General features: G+C 64.6%; 22 protein-coding genes and 1 tRNA gene. 14 read left to right on the top strand and 9 right to left on the bottom strand.

All coding sequences use genetic code 11. The annotated features are described in order from the left end of the window. The first annotated feature begins 34 nt into the window (after positions 1-34). Positions 35-1,084, top strand: a complete 1,050-nt coding sequence (locus tag LPJ38_RS26670) for a polysaccharide deacetylase family protein (RefSeq protein ID WP_145630105.1) — start codon at positions 35-37, stop codon at positions 1,082-1,084. Here the strand turns inward: LPJ38_RS26670 and LPJ38_RS26665 are convergent. Beyond that, positions 1,068-1,289, bottom strand: coding sequence for a DUF2842 domain-containing protein (locus LPJ38_RS26665; RefSeq protein WP_145630106.1), 222 nt, complete (start codon positions 1,287-1,289; stop codon positions 1,068-1,070). The genes LPJ38_RS26670 and LPJ38_RS26665 overlap by 17 nt on opposite strands. A 124-nt stretch (positions 1,290-1,413) precedes the next feature. On the opposite strand from LPJ38_RS26665, the gene LPJ38_RS26660 reads away from it, so the two are divergent. Further along, positions 1,414-2,496 (top strand): COX15/CtaA family protein, encoded by a 1,083-nt coding sequence (locus LPJ38_RS26660; protein WP_145630107.1) that lies wholly within the window; start codon positions 1,414-1,416, stop codon positions 2,494-2,496. A 19-nt stretch (positions 2,497-2,515) separates the two neighbouring features. Here the strand turns inward: LPJ38_RS26660 and LPJ38_RS26655 are convergent, their stop codons facing one another. From LPJ38_RS26655 to LPJ38_RS26640, 4 genes are all read right to left on the bottom strand, one after another. Further along, positions 2,516-2,860, bottom strand: a complete 345-nt coding sequence (locus LPJ38_RS26655) for a hypothetical protein (RefSeq protein ID WP_145630108.1) — start codon at positions 2,858-2,860, stop codon at positions 2,516-2,518. A 180-nt stretch (positions 2,861-3,040) separates the two neighbouring features. Further along, complete coding sequence (locus tag LPJ38_RS26650) at positions 3,041-4,321, bottom strand: O-acetylhomoserine aminocarboxypropyltransferase (protein WP_145630109.1); 1,281 nt, start codon at positions 4,319-4,321, stop codon at positions 3,041-3,043. Positions 4,322-4,458: 137 nt separating this feature from the next. Beyond that, the gene (locus LPJ38_RS26645) at positions 4,459-5,043 is read right to left on the bottom strand and encodes a CoA-binding protein (RefSeq protein ID WP_145630110.1); all 585 of its coding nucleotides are present in this window, start codon (positions 5,041-5,043) and stop codon (positions 4,459-4,461) included. Between the two features lie 122 nt (positions 5,044-5,165). Further along, positions 5,166-5,990 carry an enoyl-CoA hydratase gene (locus LPJ38_RS26640; RefSeq protein ID WP_145630111.1) on the bottom strand — a complete coding sequence of 275 codons (825 nt, stop codon included), beginning with the start codon at positions 5,988-5,990 and terminating at the stop codon, positions 5,166-5,168. Positions 5,991-6,076: 86 nt separating this feature from the next. Here LPJ38_RS26640 and LPJ38_RS26635 point away from each other — a divergent pair, with 86 nt between their 5' ends. The 6 genes from LPJ38_RS26635 (at position 6,077) to LPJ38_RS26610 (ending at position 9,749) form a co-directional block, all read left to right on the top strand. Beyond that, positions 6,077-6,505, top strand: a complete 429-nt coding sequence (locus LPJ38_RS26635; RefSeq protein ID WP_145630112.1) for a PaaI family thioesterase — start codon at positions 6,077-6,079, stop codon at positions 6,503-6,505. Positions 6,506-6,661: 156 nt separating this feature from the next. Next, positions 6,662-7,126, top strand: a complete 465-nt coding sequence (rplM, locus tag LPJ38_RS26630) for a 50S ribosomal protein L13 (protein WP_011087726.1) — start codon at positions 6,662-6,664, stop codon at positions 7,124-7,126. Between the two features lies 1 nt (position 7,127). Then, complete coding sequence (rpsI, locus tag LPJ38_RS26625) at positions 7,128-7,607, top strand: 30S ribosomal protein S9 (RefSeq protein ID WP_018320095.1); 480 nt, start codon at positions 7,128-7,130, stop codon at positions 7,605-7,607. 229 nt (positions 7,608-7,836) lie between these two features. Then, positions 7,837-9,057: a GGDEF domain-containing protein gene (locus LPJ38_RS26620; protein ID WP_145630113.1), complete on the top strand. Its 1,221-nt coding sequence runs from the start codon at positions 7,837-7,839 to the stop codon at positions 9,055-9,057. A gap of 56 nt (positions 9,058-9,113) precedes the next feature. Beyond that, positions 9,114-9,350 (top strand): hypothetical protein, encoded by a 237-nt coding sequence (locus tag LPJ38_RS26615; protein ID WP_145630114.1) that lies wholly within the window; start codon positions 9,114-9,116, stop codon positions 9,348-9,350. Positions 9,351-9,452: 102 nt separating this feature from the next. After that, positions 9,453-9,749, top strand: a complete 297-nt coding sequence (locus tag LPJ38_RS26610; protein ID WP_145630115.1) for an antibiotic biosynthesis monooxygenase family protein — start codon at positions 9,453-9,455, stop codon at positions 9,747-9,749. Between the two features lie 6 nt (positions 9,750-9,755). On the opposite strand, the gene LPJ38_RS26605 is transcribed toward LPJ38_RS26610, so the two are convergent. Next, entirely contained in the window at positions 9,756-10,907 is a 1,152-nt protein-coding gene (locus LPJ38_RS26605) for an AI-2E family transporter (protein WP_145630116.1), read from the bottom strand. Between the two features lie 137 nt (positions 10,908-11,044). On the opposite strand from LPJ38_RS26605, the gene LPJ38_RS26600 reads away from it, so the two are divergent. The 3 genes from LPJ38_RS26600 (at position 11,045) to LPJ38_RS26585 (ending at position 14,685) form a co-directional block, all read left to right on the top strand. Then, a complete protein-coding gene (locus LPJ38_RS26600; RefSeq protein WP_145630117.1) occupies positions 11,045-11,749 on the top strand; it encodes a hypothetical protein in 705 nt (234 codons plus the stop codon). Positions 11,750-11,841: 92 nt separating this feature from the next. Then, positions 11,842-12,615 (top strand): gamma-glutamyl-gamma-aminobutyrate hydrolase family protein, encoded by a 774-nt coding sequence (locus LPJ38_RS26595; RefSeq protein ID WP_145630118.1) that lies wholly within the window; start codon positions 11,842-11,844, stop codon positions 12,613-12,615. Between the two features lie 945 nt (positions 12,616-13,560). Further along, positions 13,561-14,685 carry an asparaginase gene (locus LPJ38_RS26585; RefSeq protein WP_145630119.1) on the top strand — a complete coding sequence of 375 codons (1,125 nt, stop codon included), beginning with the start codon at positions 13,561-13,563 and terminating at the stop codon, positions 14,683-14,685. 66 nt (positions 14,686-14,751) lie between these two features. On the opposite strand, the gene glnA is transcribed toward LPJ38_RS26585, so the two are convergent. Together glnA and LPJ38_RS26575 are read right to left on the bottom strand one after the other, a co-directional pair. Further along, on the bottom strand, positions 14,752-16,161 hold the full coding sequence (glnA, locus tag LPJ38_RS26580) for a type I glutamate--ammonia ligase (protein ID WP_060736229.1): 1,410 nt from the start codon (positions 16,159-16,161) through the stop codon (positions 14,752-14,754). 150 nt (positions 16,162-16,311) lie between these two features. After that, positions 16,312-16,650: a P-II family nitrogen regulator gene (locus LPJ38_RS26575; protein WP_008547883.1), complete on the bottom strand. Its 339-nt coding sequence runs from the start codon at positions 16,648-16,650 to the stop codon at positions 16,312-16,314. A 379-nt stretch (positions 16,651-17,029) separates the two neighbouring features. Here LPJ38_RS26575 and LPJ38_RS26570 point away from each other — a divergent pair, with 379 nt between their 5' ends. Beyond that, positions 17,030-18,529, top strand: a complete 1,500-nt coding sequence (locus LPJ38_RS26570) for an NAD(P)H-hydrate dehydratase (protein ID WP_145630120.1) — start codon at positions 17,030-17,032, stop codon at positions 18,527-18,529. 99 nt (positions 18,530-18,628) lie between these two features. Here LPJ38_RS26570 and LPJ38_RS26565 read toward each other — a convergent pair whose 3' ends face one another. Beyond that, positions 18,629-19,945, bottom strand: coding sequence for a multicopper oxidase family protein (locus tag LPJ38_RS26565; RefSeq protein WP_145630121.1), 1,317 nt, complete (start codon positions 19,943-19,945; stop codon positions 18,629-18,631). 154 nt (positions 19,946-20,099) lie between these two features. Between LPJ38_RS26565 and LPJ38_RS26560 the strand changes: the two genes are divergently transcribed. Both LPJ38_RS26560 and tig read left to right on the top strand, forming a co-directional pair. Further along, a tRNA-Leu gene (locus LPJ38_RS26560) sits at positions 20,100-20,184 on the top strand. Positions 20,185-20,353: 169 nt separating this feature from the next. Further along, positions 20,354-21,715, top strand: coding sequence for a trigger factor (tig, locus tag LPJ38_RS26555; protein ID WP_145630122.1), 1,362 nt, complete (start codon positions 20,354-20,356; stop codon positions 21,713-21,715). Positions 21,716-21,959 lie beyond the last annotated feature (244 nt).

The following is a 21,959-nucleotide window of genomic DNA, read 5'->3' as shown; positions in this document are numbered from 1 at the left end:
GAGAACAGGCGCCGGCGCACGAAGGGCGGGGACCTTGGTATCCGACGACAGATGGCTGGAGCGGCTGCGGCTCGAGCTGACCTGGTTCAGCGGCCAGGCGGCGCTGCGCAGCCGCGGTGCCGGTGCCATCCTGCGCCTTCAGCGCGTGCGGCCGCGGCGTCGTGGCGGGTTTCAGCCGCTGCGCGAGCACGAGATCACGCCGCAATTCCTCGACCGCACCATTCGTGCGCTGCAGCGCTGGAAGTATGACTTCCTCGGCATGGACGAGGTCTGCCGACGCGCCGTGACGCTGCCGGAGAAGCGGCGCTTCGTGGCGCTGACCTTCGATGGCGCCAGCAAGGATCTGATCGACTTCGCCTATCCGGTGCTGGCGCGCCACGGCGTGCCCTTCACGGTCTATGTGCCCACCGCCTTTCCCGATGGCGTCGGCGAGGCCTGGTGGCTCGGACTCGAGCAGGTGATCGCGCGCGAGAGCCGCATCAGCCTGATGATGGGCGAGAAGGAGCAGCGCTTCACCGTTACTGACATTGCCGGGAAGCGGGCGCTGTTCTCCCATCTTGAGAGCTGGCTGCGCTCGCTGCCGCCGGTGGAACTGTCGGCCGCGATCGCCGATCTCTGCACGCGCTACCGGGTCGACCTCGCTGCCGTCTCGCGCGAGGCGTCGATGAATTGGGAGGACCTTGCGAGACTCGCTGCCGATCCGCTGGTGACGATCGGCAGCGCGACCGTGAATTATCCCGTTCTCGCCAACATGAAGGACGTGGCTGCGCTGCGCGAGATGACGATGGGCAAGGTGGTTGCGGAATCCGCGTTCGATCGCGAGATCGCGCATATCGCCTTTCCGTTCGGCGACCGTGCCTCGTTCCGGCGCAGCCATGTCGTGATGGCCGAGGAGGCGGGCTTTGCCAGCGCGGTCTCGACGATCCCGGGCATCGTGGAGGCGGAGGGCCGTACCAATCTGCGCGCGCTGCCGCGGATCTCCTGGGACGGAAGGGTCCGCTCGCTACGCATGCTGCGCGTGCTGGTGTCGGGTGTGGCCTTCGCTCCGGTGAAGCCGACCGGCAGCGCTACGAGCCAGACTTGACCCGGTCCGCCCGCTGCATCCAGCTCACGATCGGCATTGCCGGCAGCACCCAGCCCAGGCCCACCACCACGTAATAGATCGCCTGTCGCCAGCCGGACTCGGAGATCCACGGCATCTGCGCCGCCGCCATGCCGAGCAGGGCCCAGACCGTGGCCAGCACCAGGAGCAGGATGGCGCCGAGGAACTTGCGGGTACGGATCGTCATGGCGGAATATCGTGGCTTTCGCGTAACTTGCGCTGCGGGAGCGGGGGACTATAAGGGGCGCGCAGTCCGGTTCAAGCCTCCCTGGTTCAAGTCTTTCTGCTTCAAGGCCTGGTTTTTGCTCCCGATGACGACGATCTCCGCTCCGTCCGAACCGCATCGCGCCGTGCGCGCGTGGCTGATCGCCGTCGCGGCGCTGATCGCGCTGATGGTGCTGGTCGGCGGCGCGACGCGGCTCACGGAATCCGGCCTCTCGATCGTCGAATGGAAGCCGGTCACGGGCAGCGTGCCGCCGCTCACCGAGGCGCAGTGGACCGAGGCGTTCGAGGCCTACAAGAAGATCCCGCAATATCGCGAGCTCAATGCAGGCATGAGCCTGTCCGAATTCAAGGAGATCTTCTGGTGGGAATGGAGCCACCGGCTGCTCGGCCGTTTCATCGGCGTCGCCTATCTGCTGCCGTTCCTGTTCTTCCTGTGGCGCGGCGGTCTCTCCGGTGAATTGAAGCGGCGGCTGTGGCTGCTGTTCGCGCTCGGCGGGCTGCAAGGCGCGGTCGGCTGGTGGATGGTCGCCTCGGGCCTGTCGGGACGCACCGAGGTGTCGCAATATCGACTGGCGACGCATCTGATGCTCGCGCTTCTGATCTTCGCCGGCATCGTCTGGACGGTGCGGCGGCTCAAGGAGCGGCCGCAGATCGCAGCACCGGCGCGGCTGCGGTTCACGAGTGTGCTGCTCCTCGTTGTGACGTTCGTGCAGATCTATTTCGGCGCGCTGGTCGCCGGCCTGCGCGCCGGGCGCGCCTACAACACCTGGCCGCAGATCGACGGCGCGTTCATCCCGTCGGCGGAGCGGCTGTGGTTCGAGACGCCGTGGTGGCGCAATATGTTCGACAACGTGCTGACGGTGCAGTTCGAGCACCGCATGACGGCCTATCTGCTGTTCGCGCTGGCGGCGCTGCACGCGATCGACGCGGTGCGCGCGCGGGCAGGTTCAGCGGCGAGCGGCGCGCTCTGGCTGTTTGCGGCGGTGAGCCTGCAGGCGGTGCTCGGCATCCTGACGCTGCTCAACCAGGTTCCGATCGGCCTCGCGCTCGCGCATCAGGCGGTCGCGATCGTGGTGCTCATGCTCGCGGTGATGCAGGTGGAGCGTCTGGCCTCACGGCAATCCGCGCAAGCGCAGCCGCGCGTGGTCCCGCTCGGTCAGGCCGGCTGATCACCCTCAGTCCGGCTGATCAGCAATAGCCGTAGATGCCGCAGGCATAGGGCAGGCGCCAGAAATAATCGACCTGCTTCCCGCCGTAATACGCGCCCTGGTAATCGTAGCTCCACGGGCGGCCGTAATAGCCCGGCAGCGTGTGCGAGCCGGGCAATAGCGGCGTGCCCGGCAGGTTGCGGATGTAGCTGCCGATGCCGTAGGCCGGCGAGATCAGGGCATCAGGATCGGTCTCGACGTAGACCTTTGGCGGCTCTTGCGGCGGAACAGCGGCGCGCCGCTTTGGCGTGGCCGGCAGATCGGCGGCCAGCGCGGTCGAAACCGTCAGCATCACTGCCAGGGCAGGTATCATCCAGCGCAACATCGTTGGCTCCGAATCAAGAGGCGATCCAGCGACGATTTATGCGGCCGATATGGTTAACGACTGTTAACTGCCAAGAAGCCGCCGTCATTCCGGGGCGGTGCGAAGCACCGAACTCAGGTGCGCAATTGCGCACCCGAGAATCTCGAGGTTCCGGGTGCGCTGTCGCGCCCCGGAACGACATTAAGCCCCCAGCGCCTGCTCCAGATCTGCGATCAGGTCTTCCTTGTCCTCGATGCCGACCGAGAGCCGCACCACGTCGGGGCCGGCGCCGGACTTGACCTTGGCGGCGTCGTCGAGCTGGCTGTGCGTGGTCGAGGCCGGATGGATCACGAGCGAGCGAGTGTCGCCGACATTGGCCAGATGCGAGAACAGCTGCAGTTTCGACACCAGGCTGACGCCAGCGTCGTAGCCGCCCTTGAGGCTGAAGGTGAACACGGCGCCCGCGCCCTTCGGCGCGTATTTGCGCGCGAGCTGGTTGTACTTGTCGCTCGCAAGGCCCGCATAGCTCACCGAGGCCACCGCCGGATGTTGCGCGAGGAATTCGGCGACGGCTTTGGCGTTGTCGCAGTGCTTCTGCATGCGCAGCGGCAGCGTCTCGATGCCGGTGAGGATCATGAAGGCGTTGAACGGCGACAGCGCCGGCCCGAGGTCACGCAAGCCGAGCACGCGGCAGGCGATCGCGAAGGCGAAATTGCCGAAGGTCTCCTGCAGGCGGATGCCGTGATATTCGGGCCGCGGCTCCGACAGCATCGGATATTTGCCGCCGGTGGACCAATCGAAGGTGCCGGCATCGACGATGATGCCACCGAGCGAATTGCCATGACCGCCGAGGAACTTCGTCAGCGAGTGCACGACGATGTCGGCGCCGTGATCGATCGGGCGGATCAGATAGGGCGAGGCCAGCGTGTTGTCGACGATCAGCGGCACGCCCGCCTTGCGCGCCACCGTCGAGATCGCCTCGATGTCGGTGATGCTGCCCGCGGGATTGGCGATGGACTCGATGAAGATCGCCTTGGTGCGCGGCGTCACCGCGCGCTCGAAGCTGGCGATGTCGTCGGGATCGGCCCACACCACGTTCCAGCCAAAGCTCTTGAACGCATGCGTGAACTGGTTGATCGAGCCGCCATAGAGTTTTCGCGCGGCAATGAACTCGTCGCCGGGTTGGAGCAGCTGTTGCAGAATCACAACCTGAGCGGCGTGGCCCGAAGCCACCGCAAGTGCCGCCGTGCCGCCTTCGAGCGCGGCGACGCGCTCCTCCAGCACCGCGTTGGTGGGATTGCCGATGCGGGTGTAGATGTTGCCGAACGCCTGCAGGCCGAACAACGAGGCGGCGTGGTCGGCGTCGTTGAAGACGAAAGACGTCGTTTGATAGATCGGAGTTGCGCGCGCGCCGGTGGTGGGGTCGGGCTGTGCACCGGCATGCACGGCGAGCGTGGAAAATCCCGGAAGGCGATCGCTCATTGAGGCGTCCTGTTCTTGTGGTCTGAAATCGCGCGGCATGCTGATCGGCGCGGTGCCCGCCGTCAAGCCGCCGCTTACATCGAAACGATCGTGCTACGCATTGTCGCGTTCGCGATATGAATCCTTCGCGGGCCGCGTCAGCTTTGCTCGGTCTTGTTTTTGGCGGCACGATCGGAGGCTGCGGTGTTGCCGCCGCCGACGCTCATCCGATTGAGGGACAACCGCATGCCTTGTGTCGGCGCCGGTGCCCGCTTGGAGCTGAGCGTGCGCGAATTCACGCCCATCCAGGATATTTCGGACGACAAGCGGCCGTATTCGATCTTGGGGCATCGGTTCATCACCACCTTGATACCCACTGATTCCGCTTTCGCCGCTGCCGCGTCGTCGCGTGCGCCAAGCTGCATCCAGATCACCTTCGGCAGCGGGTCGAGCGTCAACGCTTCCTCAACCACCGGCATGATGTGGTTGGAGTTGCGGAAGATGTCGATCATGTCGATGGGGCGGCCGATGTCGGACAGCGAGGCGACGAAGGGCTTTCCGAGCAGCTCCTTGCCGACATGGCCCGGATTGACCGGGATCATGTCGTAACCGCGCTGCGCCAGATATTTGAACGCAAAATAGCTCGGCCGCACGTTGACGGGCGAGGCGCCGACCATCGCGATCGACTTCACGCTGTTGAGGATGCCGCGGATGTAATTGTCGGGATAGGAGTCGTGGTTCATCTTTTTCTTTCTCTGACCCTCATGGTGAGGAGCGCGGCACGCGCGTCTCGAACCATGAGGCCACAGTCGGCCTCCATCCTTCGAGACGCCGCGTCCCGCGGCTCCTCAGGATGAGGAGTTGACTATTCATCGCGCCAAGTCGGCGTGCGCTTTTCGATGAACGCGCCGATGCCTTCCTCGGCGTCGCGCGCCATCATGTTCTCGGTCATCACCTCTGCCGCATAGCGGTAGGCCTCCGCAAGGCTCATCTCGGCCTGGCGGTAGAACGCTTCCTTGCCGAGCTTCACCGTGTAGGAGGATTTCAATGCGACCTTTTCCGCCAGCGCGATCGCCTCGTCGCGCTCGGTCCCGGCGGAGACGACGCGATTGATGAGCCCGATCTCACGGGCGCGCACGGCCGGGATCGGCTCGCCCGTCAGAAGCATCTCCATCGCCTGTTTGCGCGGCACGTTGCGCGACAGCGCCACCATGGGTGTCGAGCAGAACAGGCCGATGTCGACGCCGGGCGTGGCGAAGCTCGCCGCCTCGGAGGCGATGGCGAGGTCGCAGCTGGCCACGAGCTGGCAGCCGGCTGCGGTCGCAATGCCCTGAACGGAGGCGATCACGGGCTTGGGCAGGTGCACGATCGCCTGCATCATCGCGCTACAGGCGTTCATCATCTCGGCGAAGAACGCGCGGCCGCGATCTGGATCGGCGCGACGCGCGGTCAGCTCCTTCATGTCGTGACCGGCCGAGAAGGCGGGACCGTTGGCGGCGATCACGACGCCACGGACCGCCTTGTCGTTCCCGATCGCGTCGAGCTCGGTATGCAGGCTTGCGATCATGGCTTGCGAGAGGCTGTTGCGTGCGGCCGGGCGGTTGAGGGTCAGCACCGCGATGGGGCCTGCGGTCTCGCGCAGAAGGATCGGCGGTTGCGGGGAATGGGCACGGGTGGCCTGGGCGGACATCGAAGCGTTTCCGTTTGGATTATTGCATTTGGATGACGCAGATAACTTAATGTAACAGGGACCGTGAAGCGAGGGTGAGGAGTAGCATGGCGTTAGCGAAAATGAGCGTGGCGGAGCTCGAGCAGTTTCTGCGCCACGAGTTTCCCCAGGCTTTCAGTGGCGATGACATCACGATCGAAAGCGCCGACGGCCAGACCTGCCTCTTGCGCCAGCGCTACAGCGAAAGAATGCTCCGACCGGGCGGAACCGTGTCCGGCCCGACGCTGATGGCACTGGCCGATTTCGCAATGTACGTAGTGCTCTTGTCCGCGATCGGGCCGATCGGGCTCGCGGTCACCACCAATCTCAACATCAACTTCCTGCGCAAGGGCCAGCCGGGGCAGGACGTCCTTGCTGAGGCCCGGCTGCTCAAGCTCGGCAAGCGCCTGGCGGTCGGGGAGGTGAAGCTGTTGTCAGGCTCCTCCCCGGATCCAATCGCGCATGTCACCTCGACCTATTCCATTCCAAATGTTTGATGTTTTCGCGGGTATCTTGATACCATATTTTCAAACCGTTGATATTGCTGCAGTAATTTCCGCCTTTGGGCATTGACCGTTGCGCCCCTCTTCTCTAGAAACCCGCGCAGTCCGGTGCGGTGTTCGCGCCGATGTCTCCCTCACGGAAATTCTGACATGAAAACCTTTTCGGCAAAGCCGGCCGAGGTGACGAAGAAGTGGGTGCTGATCGACGCCAAGGGTCTGGTCGTCGGCCGTCTCGCCACCATCGTCGCCATGCGGCTCCGCGGCAAGCACCTCCCGACCTACACCCCGCACGTCGATTGCGGTGACAACGTCATCATCATCAATGCGCAGCATGCGGTTCTCACCGGCCGCAAGCGCGAGCAGAAGACCTACTACAAGCACACCGGCTATGTCGGCCACGTCAAGGAGCGCACCGCGCGCCAGATCCTCGAGGGCAAGCATCCCGAGCGCGTGCTCGAGAAGGCCGTCGAGCGCATGATCCCGCGTGGTCCGCTCGGTCGCGTGCAGATGGGCAACCTCCGTGTCTATGGCGGCGCCGATCACCCGCACGAGGCGCAGCAGCCCGAGAAGATCGATATCGCCAAGTTGAACCGCAAGAACACGAGGGCCGCATAACATGGCCGAATCCATCCAGTCGCTCGACCAGCTCTCGCAGCTCAAGACGGCGGCCGCGCCCGACGCGCCCAAGCACGAGAAGAAGGTCGACAAGTTCAACCGCGCCTATGCCACCGGCAAGCGCAAGGACGCTGTCGCCCGCGTGTGGATCAAGCCGGGCGCCGGCAAGGTCACCGTCAACTCGCGCGAGGTCGAGGTCTATTTTGCTCGTCCCGTGCTGCGCATGATGATCGAGCAGCCGTTCTCCGTGGCCCAGCGTTCGGGCCAGTACGACGTGATCTGCACCGTCGCCGGCGGCGGTCTGTCCGGCCAGGCCGGCGCCGTCCGTCACGGCATCTCCAAGGCTCTCACCTATTTCGAGCCGGAGCTGCGCAGCGTGCTCAAGAAGGGCGGCTTCCTCACCCGCGACTCGCGCGTGGTCGAGCGCAAGAAGTACGGTAAGGCCAAGGCTCGCCGGTCCTTCCAGTTCTCGAAGCGTTAATCGCTTTCGTCGCATTCGCCGCGAAAGCGGCTTCAATGAGATGCAAAAGGGCGCTGTTTTCAGCGCCCTTTTTGTTGTTCGTTTGTATGCAAATTGATGGCGTGTTTCAGGAAAACTTGGGGCCGCGCGAAAACCTGAATGGAACCCGCGGGACATAGCGTCGCATTCGGAAGGGCGCGCAAATCGGCTGGGCCGATCGCGTAACTGCTATGTTTTAGAGGGGGCCGACATGATGTCGCTCGATAGCATCACGCTCTATTTGGTCGCCACCATGGTTGCCGCACTGCTCGGCGCCATGATGGTGTTCTTCGGCAGGCAGGAGAACAGTCCTGCGCTGAAATGGTGGGGCACCGCCTATCTCCTCGGTGCCGCCTCCGTCGCGTTATGGACCGCGGCCGGCGACAAGCTCGGACCGCATCTCTATCTGGCGTTAAATGCGGTCGGCTTCGTCGCCTGCGGCATGGTGTGGAATGCGGCGCGCGTCTTCCACGGCCGCAGGCCGAACTGGCCCGGCCTCGTGCTTGGCGCGATCGCCTGGGTCGCCGCAGTCATGCTGCTGGACCCCGAGGCATCCATGCTGCGGATGATCGTCGGTGCCGGCATCGTTTCGGTCTATGCGGCGCTTACCGCCAGCGAGCTCTGGACCGAGCGGCGCAAGAGCGTGCAGCGACGCTGGCCGGCGTTGGTGATGCCGGTGATGCACGGCTGCGTGCTGATGCTGCCGATCGTGATCGGCAGCTTCCTCCGCCCGCACGATGGCGGCTTCTCGTCGAGCATCTGGGTCACGATGTTCGCAGTCGAGCTCATCCTCTATGCCGTCGGCACCGTGTTCGTGATCTTCATGCTGGTGTCCGAGCGCACGGTGACCGCACACCGCACCGCCGCGTCGACGGATCCGCTGACCGGCATGCTCAACCGGCGCGGCTTCTCCGAAGCTTGCGTGCGCGTGATCGAGCGCGAGGCAAAGGCCGGGCGTCCCGTCACCGTCATGATCTTCGACATCGACCACTTCAAGTCGATCAACGACCGGTTCGGTCATCCCGCCGGCGACGAGATGCTGAAGCTGTTCTCCACCGTCGTGGTCAGCAACCTCCGCATCACCGACCTGTCGGGCCGCATCGGCGGTGAGGAATTCGCCGCGCTCCTGCCGTGTTCGCTGGAGGAAGGCGTGCTGGTCGCCGAGCGCGTGCGCGAGGCATTCGAGACATCTGGCGTCGTGGTCGACGAGGGTCCGGTCGACACCACCGTCAGCATCGGCGTCGCCGGCGGTCCGGCCGGCACCGAGCTCGAGGTGCTGTTGGCTTCCGCCGACACCGCGCTCTACCAGGCCAAGCGCGGCGGCCGTAACCGAGTCGAGGCGGCGGAAGAGCTGCCGCTGTCGCTAGAGAACTGGCGACGCCAAACTGCCGCGCGGCCCGGTGCGCCGCAGGTGCGTCCCGCGACGGCGTGAGGCAAGCGGCATTGCGGTAATCTTCTGTTTACCATTCGATCCCTACCTTCACGGTCATGGAATCGATCCCTCGACACGACCCGCAAGCCGCCCTGATGTCACTCGAAGCCGCAGCTGCCTCGGCGCGCGGCGGTTTCGCCTGCTTGTTCTCGACCGCGGACGAATACGAGACGGCGCTGATCACGGAGCGGCGCGCCCAAGGACATTACACGCAGGGCCGCAGCTATTGGCCGCTCGTGATGTTCGTCGGCTGCGCGTTGATCGTAGCGGGCACCGTTCTGCTGCTCGCCTGAGTGATCTGCGTTTTTGGACCGGGCAGGGCGCCGTTTCGGCGCCTTCTTCTTTTGCGCCGGCTGCGGTAAAGACGCCCATCGAAAAAGAATGGGTGGAAACCGATGATCACCGAGATCGCGCAAATCGACGTCAAACCGGGCAGCGAGAAGGATTTCGAGGCCGCCGTCGCCAAGGCCAAGGCCGCCTTCGGCCGCGCCAAGGGTTTTCACGGCTTCGAGCTGCACAAATCGATCGAGAAGCCGCAGCGCTACCGTCTGATGGTGAAGTGGGCGACGCTGGAGAATCACACCGTCGATTTCCGAAGCTCCGAGAACTTCACCGAATGGCGCGGCCTCGTCGGCCAATACTTCGCCGCCCCGCCGGAAGTCGAGCACACCGAGACCGTGCTGACGACTTAAGCTTGGTCACGCGGCTTCCGCGAGGGGCGACGCCTCATACGTCTTGAAGTGATCGATGATGACCTTGGCGATGGCGACCAGCGGCAGCGCCAGCGCGAGGCCCCAGATTCCGAACACGACGCCGAGCAGGATCTGGAACGCGAACAGCGTGGCCGGCGGGATGTCCAGCGCCTGGCGCTGAAGGATCGGCGTCAGCACGTAGCTCTCCATGGCGTGGACGCCCATGAAGAGGAGAAACGCCGACAGCGCCGCTATCCAACCCGAAGCAAGGCTCGCAAGCACCACGATGACGCCGGCAATGATGGCGCCGACGGTCGGGATGAAGGCGAGCAGGCCCGCCTGGATCCCCAGGATGAACGCGCCGGGGATGCCGATGACGGCGAGGCCGATCCAGGTCACGGCGCCGACCGCCAGCATGACCGTGATCTGCGCGATCAACCAACGCTCCAGCGTCTCGCTGATACGATCGATGATGAGCCTGACGCGGGTGCGATGTCTGGCCGGCGCCAGGAACAACAGGCCGTCATGATAGACGCCGGGCTGGGCGGCGAAGGCGAGACCCAGGAACAGCACGATGAAGATGTTTCCGACACCATGGATGGTGCCGAGCAGCAGCTTGAAGGTCTGGCTCACGATCGCGCCGCCGCTGGAGGCGAGGGCGCCTGCGCTAGGCAGCGCGCCGCGCGAGGACGCCGCTGGTGCGGGCGTCGGGGCTGCCGGCGTATCGATTGATGATTCAGGCGCAGCATTGCCGAGATCGAAGAAGCTGGTGTCGATGCCGTGGTTCTCGAGGAAGCCGCGGACGTTGGTGATCTGCGATTTGATGGTCTTGCTCAGCAGCGAAGCCTGCTCGGCGATGGTGGCGCCGCCGAGATAGCCGACGCCGGCGAGCATCAAGGCGAGGGCGGTGCAGACGATCGCGAGGCGGACCGGGTGCGGCAGGGGCACGCGGCGGCCAAGCGCGCCTGTCAGCGCGTTGAGGCCGACACCGAGCAGCATGCCGGTGAAGATCAGCAGCAGGGTGGGAGCAAAATACCAGCTGAACAGCAGCATGGCCGTGAACAGCACGATACCGATGCCTCCAACCGAGATCGCCCAGGCTTGATCGCGAGCGAGGTCGGCACGGGAACGGGGCCGTTCATCTGCGGGAAAGGTCACATCGTATCCTGTCTTCGGTAGCTGCAATCAAGGCACTCTTTCGACAAACGCGCTCCCGATCAAGAGCGGCAACGCGCCGGTTTGACGCTGCCGCGCGAACGGTGCAGAGCGGTGAGAAAGAAGAAAGGTGGGGGCGCTTGGGTTTCATCAGCAAATGGGCCGGTCTTCTCGGGCTTCTGGCCCTGCTCGTCGGCGGCGACCAGATCCGGATCAACCGGCCGGATCACAAATACCGCCTGACGGTCGAGGTGACGACGCCCGATGGGACCAAGAGCGGGTCGGGCATCCTCGCCGTCGTGCCCGATCGCAACTACAACCGCAGCGGCCGCACCACCATGCGTGGAGAGGCCGTGTTCGTCGACCTCGGTCGCGGCAAGAACCTGGTTGCGTTGCTGGCGCACCAGCAGGGCGCCAAGCTCGACCTCGACGACATCAACTATGTCGCGCTGCGCGCCTACGGCGCCGCCCGCGGGAGCCGCGTGTCGTTCAAAGACATGAGCCGGCAGGCGGGCATTGTCCCGGTGCAAGGCGAGCTCATCCCGGTGCTCGTCAGCTTCGGCGATCTCAAGGACCCCAACAGCGCGCGCCTTGTCGCGACCGACCATGCAGGGGCGATCCTGGGCGACGGCTACGCGATCCGCGGCCTCACCGCCGAGGCGGTGCCCAACGGGTTCTGGCCGATCGATTTCGGCGGCGCGCTCGGTGAGCCGGTCACGCGTGGGATCGAAGCGAGATTGCCCTGGCTGGCCGTGCCGGGCGAGGCAGCGGCAACCGCGCTGAAGGCCGCCGGCCTGCCCCTCGAAGGCGGGGTGGAGGCGCGGGAGGCATTTGCGCGAAAATAGCATTGCCGTCCCGCGCTCCCTTCTGTTGAATTTGTTCCATCCCAGGGGCATGTTTGGAGAATCTTCTCACCGCAGGAGGCGCGGAACGACAGATGAGAAAGCCGGTCGTCGGCGTGATCGGGAACGCCCATCGCGTCGAAAATCGATTTCAGGTCCAGATGGTCGGTGAGCGAAATCTGCGCGCCGTGGCCGAGGTCTCCGGCGGCTTGCCGGTGATGTTCGCCGGCTCGCCTGACATCACCGATATCGGGGCGCTGCTCGACACCGTCGACGGTGTCATCCTCACCGGCGCCCGGGCCAACGTGCATCCGACCCGTTTCAACGTCGACCCTTGCGAGAAGCACGAGCCCTACGACATCCACCGCGACGAGGTCGCGCTGGCGCTCTCGATGGCCTGCGTCGCCCGCGGCATCCCGCTGTTCGGCATCTGCCGGGGCCTGCAGGAGATGAACGTCGCCTTCGGCGGCTCGCTGCATCCCGAGATCCGCGAAATCCCCGGCCGCATGAACCACCGCATGCCCCGACTTGAGAATGGCGAGATCCATCCCGATCCGACCGTGGTGTTCGCCGATCGCCACGACGTCGCACTGACGCCGGGTGGCGCGTTCGCGCAGCTGCTCGGCTGCGAGAGGATCCGGGTCAACTCACTGCATGGCCAGGGTATCCTGGAGCCCGGCAGACGCGTGCTGATCGAGGGCATTGCCGAGGACGGCACGATCGAGGCGATCCGCATCGCGGAAGCCCCGACCTTCGCGCTCGGCGTGCAATGGCACGCCGAGTACGACCCGCAGCACAATCCCATCAACCGCAAGCTGTTCGAGGCCTTCGGCGAGGCGCTGGTCGCGCGGCAGAAGGCGGCGGCGTAGGGCGCGTTCCTGCCCGGCACGGAGCAGGGACCCCGGTGAGGGCAATCTGAGTTATCGATGAAAAGAGCTTGGACAAAGAACGACATCGATCGTCTAGTTGAGATGCTCAAAGCGGAGCCGGGCTTCTGGAGTGCTTACGTCGATGGTGAGGTTCAATTCAAGCGAATCGAGCCGCAAATATCCCAATGGATCAGAATGGTGATGCATCGGCTCTTCCCGGCTGCGTCCTATGACGAACTCACGGACCTTCTGCTGCTACTTCGTAGGGAAGTTCGTACGCAACTCGAGTTGGAGTGGTAGGGCGGATTAGCCGAAGGCGTAATCCGCCATCTTGACTTGATGGGGCGGCTTCGACGCCGAACTAGCGCCGTGCATTTGCTCCGGGCGTCTACATCAATCCGGTCAAGAACGGGTATGTGACCTGGGTGTCGGATTGGCCGCATTCGTCGTTTCACCGAGATGTCGAGGCCGGACTGTTTCCCGCGGACTGGGCGGGGGATAGCAACGCGGATGGTGACTTCGGCGAACGCGCGTAAGCGTCGCCTGCAGTCGGCGGATTACGCCTTCAGCTAATCCGCCCTACGAGGACCTGATATCCAATCATCCCAAATCTCGGTCGTCGTAAACCAATCAGTAGGAATTGCTCCATCGCGATTTTTGCGGCTCTGATTTGTTCTTTGAGAACGAAGTGGAGTCAGATGTGGAACGAACGCGGATGACTCGAAGGCGCCTCACATCGTCCGCTCCGTCCGCCGTGTGCGATAGGCCTGCGGTGACATCAAGGTCATAGCGACGCCCGGCGGGTAGAGCGGAGCAGGGCGCATCTCGGTCCGGCCGGCGAGATGACGTCCTGCAAGGACACTACCCGTCCTGCGTGCGGCCGCCCATCTTCGGCCCCATTGCGCGGTCTCGAATGGCCTGCCCGGGACAGCAGGAGGACATTCGATGATCAGCGACGCCGTCACCTCAGCATCTCACCAGCCTGGCCGGCTATCGAGGCTTGCCATTCCCCTGATGGCCGTCGTGCTCTGCTTCGGCTGCATCGGCGCAGCCGTTCAGGCCGCAGAGCCCACCACCAATCTGCCCCGCGTCCTCGTGCTGGCGACGGGAGGCACCATTGCCGGCCAGGCCGATCCGCGCGCGACGGGCGCGTACAAATCGGGCCAGATCACGGGCGAGCAGCTGATGCAGTCGGTGCCGGGTCTCGACAAGCTCGCGAAGCTGGACGCCGAGCAGATATCGTCGATCGGCTCGCAAGACATGAACGACAAGGTCTGGTTCGCGCTGGCCCGCCGCATCCAGGAGGCCTTCGACAAGAACGAAGCCGACGGCGTCGTCATCACCCATGGCACCGATACGCTCGAGGAGACCGCGTTCTTCCTCGACAATGTGGTGCGCGGCGACAGACCGGTGGTGATCGTCGGCTCGATGCGGCCGGCCACGGCGGTCAGCGCGGACGGCCCCGGCAATCTCTATGAGGCGGTGCAGGTGGCGGCCGATCCCCGCTCGCGCGGGCGCGGCGTGATGGCCGTGCTGAACGACAAGATCCAGGGTGCGCGCTCGGTCACCAAGACCAACACCACCAGCATCGAGACCTTCAGCTCGCCCAATGACGGGCCGATCGGCTATGTCGACACCGCCGGCGGCATTCGCTTCATGACCCAGGCCGCCGGCTTCAAGCGGGCGACCTACAAACTGCCGGCCGGTGAGCAATTGCCGCGCGTCGCGATCGTCTACTCCCACGCTAACATGGATGCGATCCCGATCGAGGACGCCATCTCCCACGGCGCCAAGGGCATCGTGCTGGCCGGCGTCGGCGACGGCAACACCTCGAAGCCGGCCCTCGACGCGCTCGAAGCGGCGGCCAAGAAGGGCATCATCGTCGTTCGCTCCACGCGGGTGCGATCCGGCTTCGTCACCAGGAATGTCGAGGTCGACGACGACAAGAACGGCTTCGTCGTGTCCGAGGATCTCAATCCGCAGAAAGCGCGCGTACTCACCCAATTGCTGATTTCGAACGGCGTGACGGCGCCGGCCGAGCTCCAGAAGGCGTTCACGGCGACGTGGTGATGATTCCAAAACGAAAAGGCGCTCCTCCCGGAGCGCCTTTTGCTTGTCGCAGAAAGTTCGAACCGCTCAGTTCGAATAATACATCTCGAACTCGACCGGGTGCGGGGTCATCTCGAAGCGGGCGACTTCGGTCATCTTCAGCTCGATATAGGCGTCGATGAAGTCGTCGTCGAACACGCCGCCGGCCTTGAGGAAGCCGCGGTCCTTGTCGAGGTTCTCGAGCGCCTCGCGCAGTGAACCGCACACCGTCGGGATCTGCTTCAGCTCTTCCTTCGGCAGATCGTAGAGGTCCTTGTCCATCGCCGGACCCGGATCGATCTTGTTCTTGATGCCGTCGAGGCCGGCCATCAGCATCGCGGCAAAGCCGAGATAGGGGTTGGCCATCGGGTCGGGGAAGCGCACCTCGACGCGCTTGGCCTTCGGCGAAGCGGTGTAGGGGATGCGGCAGGAGGCCGAGCGGTTGCGCGCGGAATAGGCGAGCAGCACGGGGGCCTCATAGCCCGGGACCAGACGCTTGTACGAGTTGGTCGACGGGTTGGTGAAGGCGTTGATCGCCTTGGCGTGCTTGATGATGCCGCCGATGTAGTGGAGGCAGGTCTCCGACAGGTCGGCATATTTGTTGCCGGCGAACACCGGCTTGCCGTCCTTCCAGATGGACTGGTGCACGTGCATGCCCGAGCCGTTGTCGCCGTAGATCGGCTTCGGCATGAAGGTGGCGGTCTTGCCGTAGATGTGCGCGACCTGGTGGATGCAGTATTTGTAGATCTGCATGTGGTCGGCCATCAGCGTCAGCGTGTCGAACTTCATGCCGAGCTCGTGCTGGGCGGAAGCGACCTCGTGGTGGTGCTTCTCGACCTTGACGCCCATCTTGGCCATGGCGCCCAGCATTTCCGAGCGCATGTCCTGCACCGAGTCCTGCGGCGGGACGGGGAAGTAGCCGCCCTTGGTGCGGATGCGGTGGCCGAGATTGCCACCTTCATATTCGGTGTCGGAGTTGGTCGGCAGCTCCGAGGAGTCGAGGCGGAAACCGGTCTTGTAGGGGTCGGCTGAATAGCGCACGTCGTCGAACACGAAGAACTCGGCTTCGGGGCCGACGAACACGCTGTCGCCCACACCCATCGACTTCACCATGGCTTCCGCCTTCTTGGCGATGCCGCGGGGGTCGCGGTTGTAGGGCTCGCCGGTGGTGGGCTCGAGCACGTCGCAGGTGATGACCATCGTGGTCTCGGCGAAGAACGGATCGATCGTCGCGGTCACCGGATCGGGCATCAGGCACATGTCGGATTCGTTGATCGCCTTCCAGCCGGCGATCGAGGAGCCGTCGAACATCGTCCCTTCGGCGAAAATGTCCTCATCGATCATGCTGACGTCGAACGTGACGTGCTGCCACTTGCCGCGCGGATCGGTGAAGCGCAGGTCGACGTATTTGACGTCGTTGTCCTTGATCGATTTCAGGACGTCTTTGGCGGTCTTCATGCATACCCCTTTTGGCTCTGCGGGTCGGTTTCCAGATGAGCAGATTCGTTCTCGCTTTCGGCGAGTTGGCGCAACCGCACAAACGAAATCAGGCCGCCGAAGCAGCCTTTTTTCTTTCAGAGTGTCGCAAAATGCGGGATAGCACCCGGCTCAGATAGCGTCCAGCCCGGATTCGCCGGTCCGGATGCGGATCGCCTCTTCGACGTTGGAGACGAAGATCTTGCCATCGCCGATGCGTCCGGTTTGCGCGGCGCGACGGATCGCGTCGATGGCGCGCTCGACCAGATCGTCGCCGATCACGATCTCGATCTTCACCTTGGGCAGGAAGTCGACGATGTATTCTGCACCGCGGTAGAGCTCGGCGTGACCCTTCTGCCGGCCGAAGCCCTTGGCCTCGGTGACGGTGATGCCCTGAAGGCCGACCTCCTGAAGCGCTTCCTTCACCTCGTCGAGCTTGAATGGCTTGATGATGGCTTCGATTTTTTTCACTGCGCGCCTCCCGGCCTTTCGATCAAATAGCAACGTCTTCGTCAGGATGCGCCTTCTTGAACGCACGATCTTGTCTTCGCTATACCGGGATGCCTGACCAGCCCGGCGGCGGCCGGCCACACCCTGATACATGCCAGTGAGCACGACGAACCGAAGCGGCTTCCTCGAAAGCAGGGTCTATGCCAAGTTGCAAATGCCCTGATTATTGGAGCGTTATCAGCCTTTTAACGAGCATCTCTGATAGGTGGCGCCGACCGACATAAAATACCGAAGACTACGAAATAGGCAAACGGTTCAATATGTGTGCAGAACGATGTTCCCGGGGATGGGACGGCACGGATCGTGCCTGTTGTAAAGGCGTTTGGACCAGGGAAGTGGCATGGAAGTTCTGACCACCGCTGAAATGCAGCGCGCCGATCAGCTCAGTATCGCGGCAGGCACGCCCGGCTTCAAGCTGATGCTCAGCGCCGGACAGGCCGTTGCCGAGGCCGCCCATGCGCTGGTGGAGGAGGGGCCGATCCTGATCGTGGCCGGCCCCGGCAACAATGGCGGCGATGGTTTCGTCGCAGCCGCGGAGCTCGCCGCCCAGGGTCGCGAAGTCTCGGTGATCCTGATGTGCGAGCGCGAGCAGCTTCAAGGCGATGCGGCCTCCGCCGCGCGCGGCTGGAAGCACCCGGTGCTGCCGTTCAATCCGCAGGCGATCGGACGGCCTGCACTGATCATCGACGCGCTGTTCGGCGCGGGGCTCAGCCGTCCCGTCGACGGCGAGGCGCGCGCGATGATCGAGGCGATCAACGCCAACGGCGCCCAGGTCTTGGCCGTCGACCTGCCGAGCGGCATCAACGGCACCAGCGCCGCCGTGATGGGCGTGGCGGTGAACGCCGCCGAGACCGTCACCTTCTTCCGCAAGAAGCCGGCGCATCTCCTGCTTCCCGGCCGCATGCATTGCGGCAGCGTGCGCGTTGCCGACATCGGCATCGATGCCAGCGTGCTGGACGAGATCGCGCCTGAGATCTTCGAGAACGATCCGGACTTCTGGGGCGCCGCCTTTCCGGTGCCGCGCATCGACGGCCACAAATTTTCGCGCGGCCATGTGCTGGCCGTCTCCGGCGACGCAGCCGCGACCGGCGCTGCGCGGCTCGCCGCGCGCGGGGCGCTGCGCGCCGGCGCGGGCCTCGTGACGCTGGCGAGCCCGCGCGATGCACTTGCGATTAATGCGGGCGCGCTGACCGCGGTGATGGTTCGCCCGGTCGACACCGCGGTCGAGTTCGGCGAGCTGCTCGGCGACAAGCGCTACAACACCTGCATCATTGGCCCCGGCGCGGGCGTCGGCGAGCGGACTTGCGACTTCGTCCATACCGCGCTGACCGCGCAGCGGCACTTGGTGTTGGATGCGGACGCGCTGACGAGCTTTGCCGCCAAGCCCGAGCGGCTGTTCGAATCGATCAAGTCCTCGCACGACAATGCGGTGGTGCTGACCCCGCACGAGGGCGAGTTTCCACGCCTGTTCTCGGACCTCAGCAACAAGCATCCCGGCCGTTCCAAGCTGGAGCGCGTGCGCGCCGCCGCCGAGCGCTGCGGCGCCGTCGTGCTGCTGAAGGGGCCGGATACCACCATCGCCGCCCCTGATGGCCGCGCCACCATCGCCGCCAACGCGCCGCCGTGGCTCGCCACCGCCGGCGCCGGCGACGTGCTCTCCGGCATCATCGCCGGGCTGCTGGCGCAGGGCGTGCCGGCCTTCGAGGCCGCCAGCATCGGCGTGTGGATGCACGGCGAAGCGGCGAGCGAAGCAGGCCCGGGCCTGATTGCAGAGGATCTCACCGAGACGCTGCCGGCCGTGCACCGGCGGATCTATGACGCGCTTGGGGTGGAGTACTGAGTTGTCAGGTAGGATGGGTTGAGCGAAGCGAAACCCATCATCTCAAACCTTGGTGCAGTGGCGATGGGTTTCGCTACGCTCTACCCATCCTACGAAAGCTCACTCCACCGCGTACCAGCGCACCAGCCGCGGCGCGGCCCAATCGGTCACGACGGATTCGAGCAGCCATCGTCCGGGCGAGGTCGCGGCGAACGCGATGCGCTGGGTCTGGCTGGGCTCGATCGCGAGCGTGTCGAGCCAGTAGGGCTTCCAGCCGTCGTCGAGCCTGTCGAGCAGGCGGAAATGGTGGCCGTGCAGGTGGAACACGGTCGTGACGGGGGCGGGGTTCTTCAGGGCCAGCACGACGGTGCGGCCCGCCTTGGCGCGGAAGGCGGGGGCGGAGGCGGTGGAGAAATGCGCAGGGCCTATCCAGCCGGCGTCAGCCGCGCCGAGCGCGACATCGAACCGCAGGGCGCCTTTCAGATCGAGCGTCTCAGGGAGACCGTTCGATGGGAGCGCCTGTGGCGCGGCCAACGGCGCGCGCCGTTCCAAGGGGCCGGTGATCGCGAGGCTTCCGACCTGGCGCGCCTCCTTGCCGTCATGCAGCAGGATTGCCGCCGCTGTGGCCGCATCCACAAACGCGTCGGCGCGTGCGCCGGGCGCTAGCACCACGGCGCCGTTGCGCGCCGGGAACGGCTCGGCCGGCTGCCCGTCCAGAGCCATGACGCGGACCTCGTGGCCTTCCAATTTGATCGCGAGAACAGAACGTTGCGAGCCGTTGATAATGCGCAGTCGCAGCCGCTGACCGCCCAATGCTGAAAGTTCGAATGAAGTCTGTCCGTTGATCGTATAGAGCGGGGTCGTGGCCTTCGGGTCCCGGCCCGGCGGCACGGCGGTGCCATCCGGCCGCAGCCGCCACTCCTCGATCAGGAGGATCTCGTCACGGTCGATTGCGGGGCGGCTCGTCTCTTCGACAATGACCGGCAGCGGGCGGGCAGGCTGCTTCAGGCCGTCTTCGAAGAGGCGGAAGTCGGCCAGCAGAGTTCCTGCGTTAGCCATTGAAATAATTGATGTTTCTGTCGTATTTGGGGTGGTCGGCGCGCGCCCCCGCAGCGGATCGGACGCTGCCGGGCCGTTCAGGCCGTACCACACTAGGGCAATCGGCACAGGCAGCTCGTTGCGGAACACCAGCTCGCAGCGGTCGCCCCGCTTGAGACGCACGTTCCCCAAACGGCTTGCGGCGGTCAGCTCCCAAACCGGTGTCGGCGGCTGACCCGGCCTCAGCGCCAGCGTGGCGGGCCTGGCCTGCAGGGCGAGCTGGGCGGTCACGGACGGGCTGGCGCCACCGGCAATCAAGCCGGCCGCCGAGGCGCCAAGTCCACTGGCAAGGCCCGCCAAAAGCTCACGCCGGTTCGGGTCGAAAATCCGCAATGTCATGGCGCGATCCGGACCACGCCGCGCTGGATAAGTCCAGCCATCGTGCCTATTTGAAGCCTGCCTCCATCGGGCCATTTTTTTGCTGCGAACAGTTAGGCGCATGCTATAAGCCCGGCCGCCCGCGGCATCGCGGCCGGTCTTGATGCAAATTCACGCGGGCGTGGCGGAACTGGTAGACGCGCTGGATTTAGGTTCCAGTGACGAAAGTTGTGGGGGTTCGAGTCCCTCCGCCCGCACCAAGCGCTTATCGCGTTTGCACGGATTACGAGACCTTCCTCGCGGATGTTTGGCCGCTTGGAGCGGTCCGATGAACCACCGGCGTTGAGGCGTCCGCCTCGCGCTGGATCGATTAATGACAGCGTCCCGATGCATGCGCGCCGGGGCCGAACGAGAAGAAGATTGGACGCCATGCAGGTCACAGAAACCCTCGCGGAAGGTTTGAAGCACGAGTTCAAGATCAGCGTTCCCGCGTCTGATCTTGACGCCAAGGCCGGTGCCAAGCTCGTCGACCTCAAGGACAAGGTTCGCATCAACGGCTTTCGGCCGGGCAAGGTACCGGTCGCTCACCTGAAGAAGGTCTATGGCCGTTCGGTGATGGCCGAGACCATCGACCAGACCATCCGCGACACCAACACGCAGCTGTTCTCCGAGCGCGGCTTCCGCCTCGCGACCGAGCCGAAGATCACCATGCCGAGCGAGCAGGCCGAGGTCGAGGAACTGCTCTCGGGCAAGACCGATCTGACCTATACGGTCGCGATCGAAGTGGTTCCGTCGATTGCGCTCGCCGACTTCAAGACCTTCCAGGTCGAGAAGCCCGTCGCCGAGGTCACCGACGCCGATGTCGACGAAGCGATCAAGCGCATCGCCGATTCCAACCGCAGCTTTGCCGACAAGGGCGAGGGCGCCAAGGCCGCCTCGGGTGATCGCGTCACCATCAACTTCAAGGGCAGCATCAACGGCGAACTGTTCGAGGGCGGCACCGGCGAAGGCATCCAGGTCGTCATCGGCTCCAACACCTTCATCCCCGGCTTCGAGGAGCAACTCATCGGCATCGGCGCGGGCGAGACGCGCACGTTGAAAGTGTCGTTCCCGCAGAACTACATGAACGACAAGCTCGCCGGCCAGCCCGCCGAGTTCGAGACCACCGCGACGCTGATCGAGGCGCCGCAGGACCTCGCGATCAACGACGAGTTCGCCAAGACGCTCGGCCTCGAATCGCTCGACAAGCTGAAGGAAGCCGCACGCGAGCGGCTGACTGCCGAGTTCGCGACCGCGACGCGCCAGCGCGTCAAGCGCGCGCTGCTCGACCGTCTCGACGAGGCGCATCGCTTCGAGGCGCCGCCCTCGCTGGTCGACGAGGAGTTCAATCTGATGTGGAACTCGGTTAAGGCCGAGATGGCCTCCGCCGGCAAGGCCTTCGCCGACGAGAACACCACTGAAGACGCCGCCAAGGAAGAGTATCGCAAGATCGCCGACCGCCGCGTGCGGCTCGGCCTCGTCCTGTCGGAGATCGGCGAGAAGAACAAGATCAGCGTGACCGACGACGAGGTCGGCCGTGCCGTGATCGAGCGGGCGCGCCAGATGCCCGGCCGCGAGAAGGAGGTCTGGGACTATTACCGCAACAACGCCCAGGCGCTCGCCCAGCTTCGTGCACCGATCTATGAGGACAAGGTGGTCGACTTCATCCTCGAGCTCGCCAACGTGACCGAGACGAAGGTTTCGCGCGAGGACCTCTACAAGGACGACGAGGCGGAAAAGACCGCTGCCTGAGCGTTTTGGATAGCCTCCCATTAAGGATGATCGGCGAAGGGGCCCAGCTAGCCAGATGGCCGGCTGGGCCTCTTTGTACGAATCAGCTTCAACTGCCGGTCGGATTAAGCCTTAATGCGCTCCGCACTTGTCAGGCGCGAATTGGGCTATATCTGTCGGTACGCCTTCTAGCTCTACCAAGTTCCTGCATCACAGGACGTCCATCCGCCCCTCCGGCAAATCCAGCCAAACTGGCAAGCCTGCC

The sequence above is a fragment of the Bradyrhizobium daqingense genome, from assembly GCF_021044685.1.
GTDB classification, from domain to species: Bacteria; Pseudomonadota; Alphaproteobacteria; order Rhizobiales; family Xanthobacteraceae; genus Bradyrhizobium; species Bradyrhizobium daqingense.
The sequence above is the reverse complement of the archived record's forward strand: the minus strand, read 5'-3'. Positions and strand labels throughout refer to the sequence as shown.

Bases quoted from the DNA above. Each gene is read 5' to 3' on its own strand.
- LPJ38_RS26615 (WP_145630114.1), top strand. From the start codon at position 9,114: ATGGAATCGATCCCTCGACACGACCCGCAAGCCGCCCTGATGTCACTC.
- LPJ38_RS26635 (WP_145630112.1), top strand. From the start codon at position 6,077: ATGGCGTTAGCGAAAATGAGCGTGGCGGAGCTCGAGCAGTTTCTGCGC.
- LPJ38_RS26655 (WP_145630108.1), bottom strand. From the start codon at position 2,860: ATGTTGCGCTGGATGATACCTGCCCTGGCAGTGATGCTGACGGTTTCG.
- tig (WP_145630122.1), top strand. From the start codon at position 20,354: ATGCAGGTCACAGAAACCCTCGCGGAAGGTTTGAAGCACGAGTTCAAG.
- glnA (WP_060736229.1), bottom strand. From the start codon at position 16,161: ATGAAGACCGCCAAAGACGTCCTGAAATCGATCAAGGACAACGACGTC.
- LPJ38_RS26570 (WP_145630120.1), top strand. From the start codon at position 17,030: ATGGAAGTTCTGACCACCGCTGAAATGCAGCGCGCCGATCAGCTCAGT.
- LPJ38_RS26595 (WP_145630118.1), top strand. From the start codon at position 11,842: ATGAGAAAGCCGGTCGTCGGCGTGATCGGGAACGCCCATCGCGTCGAA.
- LPJ38_RS26585 (WP_145630119.1), top strand. From the start codon at position 13,561: ATGATCAGCGACGCCGTCACCTCAGCATCTCACCAGCCTGGCCGGCTA.
- LPJ38_RS26565 (WP_145630121.1), bottom strand. From the start codon at position 19,945: ATGACATTGCGGATTTTCGACCCGAACCGGCGTGAGCTTTTGGCGGGC.
- rplM (WP_011087726.1), top strand. From the start codon at position 6,662: ATGAAAACCTTTTCGGCAAAGCCGGCCGAGGTGACGAAGAAGTGGGTG.
- LPJ38_RS26665 (WP_145630106.1), bottom strand. From the start codon at position 1,289: ATGACGATCCGTACCCGCAAGTTCCTCGGCGCCATCCTGCTCCTGGTG.
- LPJ38_RS26610 (WP_145630115.1), top strand. From the start codon at position 9,453: ATGATCACCGAGATCGCGCAAATCGACGTCAAACCGGGCAGCGAGAAG.
- LPJ38_RS26650 (WP_145630109.1), bottom strand. From the start codon at position 4,321: ATGAGCGATCGCCTTCCGGGATTTTCCACGCTCGCCGTGCATGCCGGT.
- LPJ38_RS26660 (WP_145630107.1), top strand. From the start codon at position 1,414: ATGACGACGATCTCCGCTCCGTCCGAACCGCATCGCGCCGTGCGCGCG.
- rpsI (WP_018320095.1), top strand. From the start codon at position 7,128: ATGGCCGAATCCATCCAGTCGCTCGACCAGCTCTCGCAGCTCAAGACG.
- LPJ38_RS26620 (WP_145630113.1), top strand. From the start codon at position 7,837: ATGATGTCGCTCGATAGCATCACGCTCTATTTGGTCGCCACCATGGTT.
- LPJ38_RS26640 (WP_145630111.1), bottom strand. From the start codon at position 5,990: ATGTCCGCCCAGGCCACCCGTGCCCATTCCCCGCAACCGCCGATCCTT.
- LPJ38_RS26645 (WP_145630110.1), bottom strand. From the start codon at position 5,043: ATGAACCACGACTCCTATCCCGACAATTACATCCGCGGCATCCTCAAC.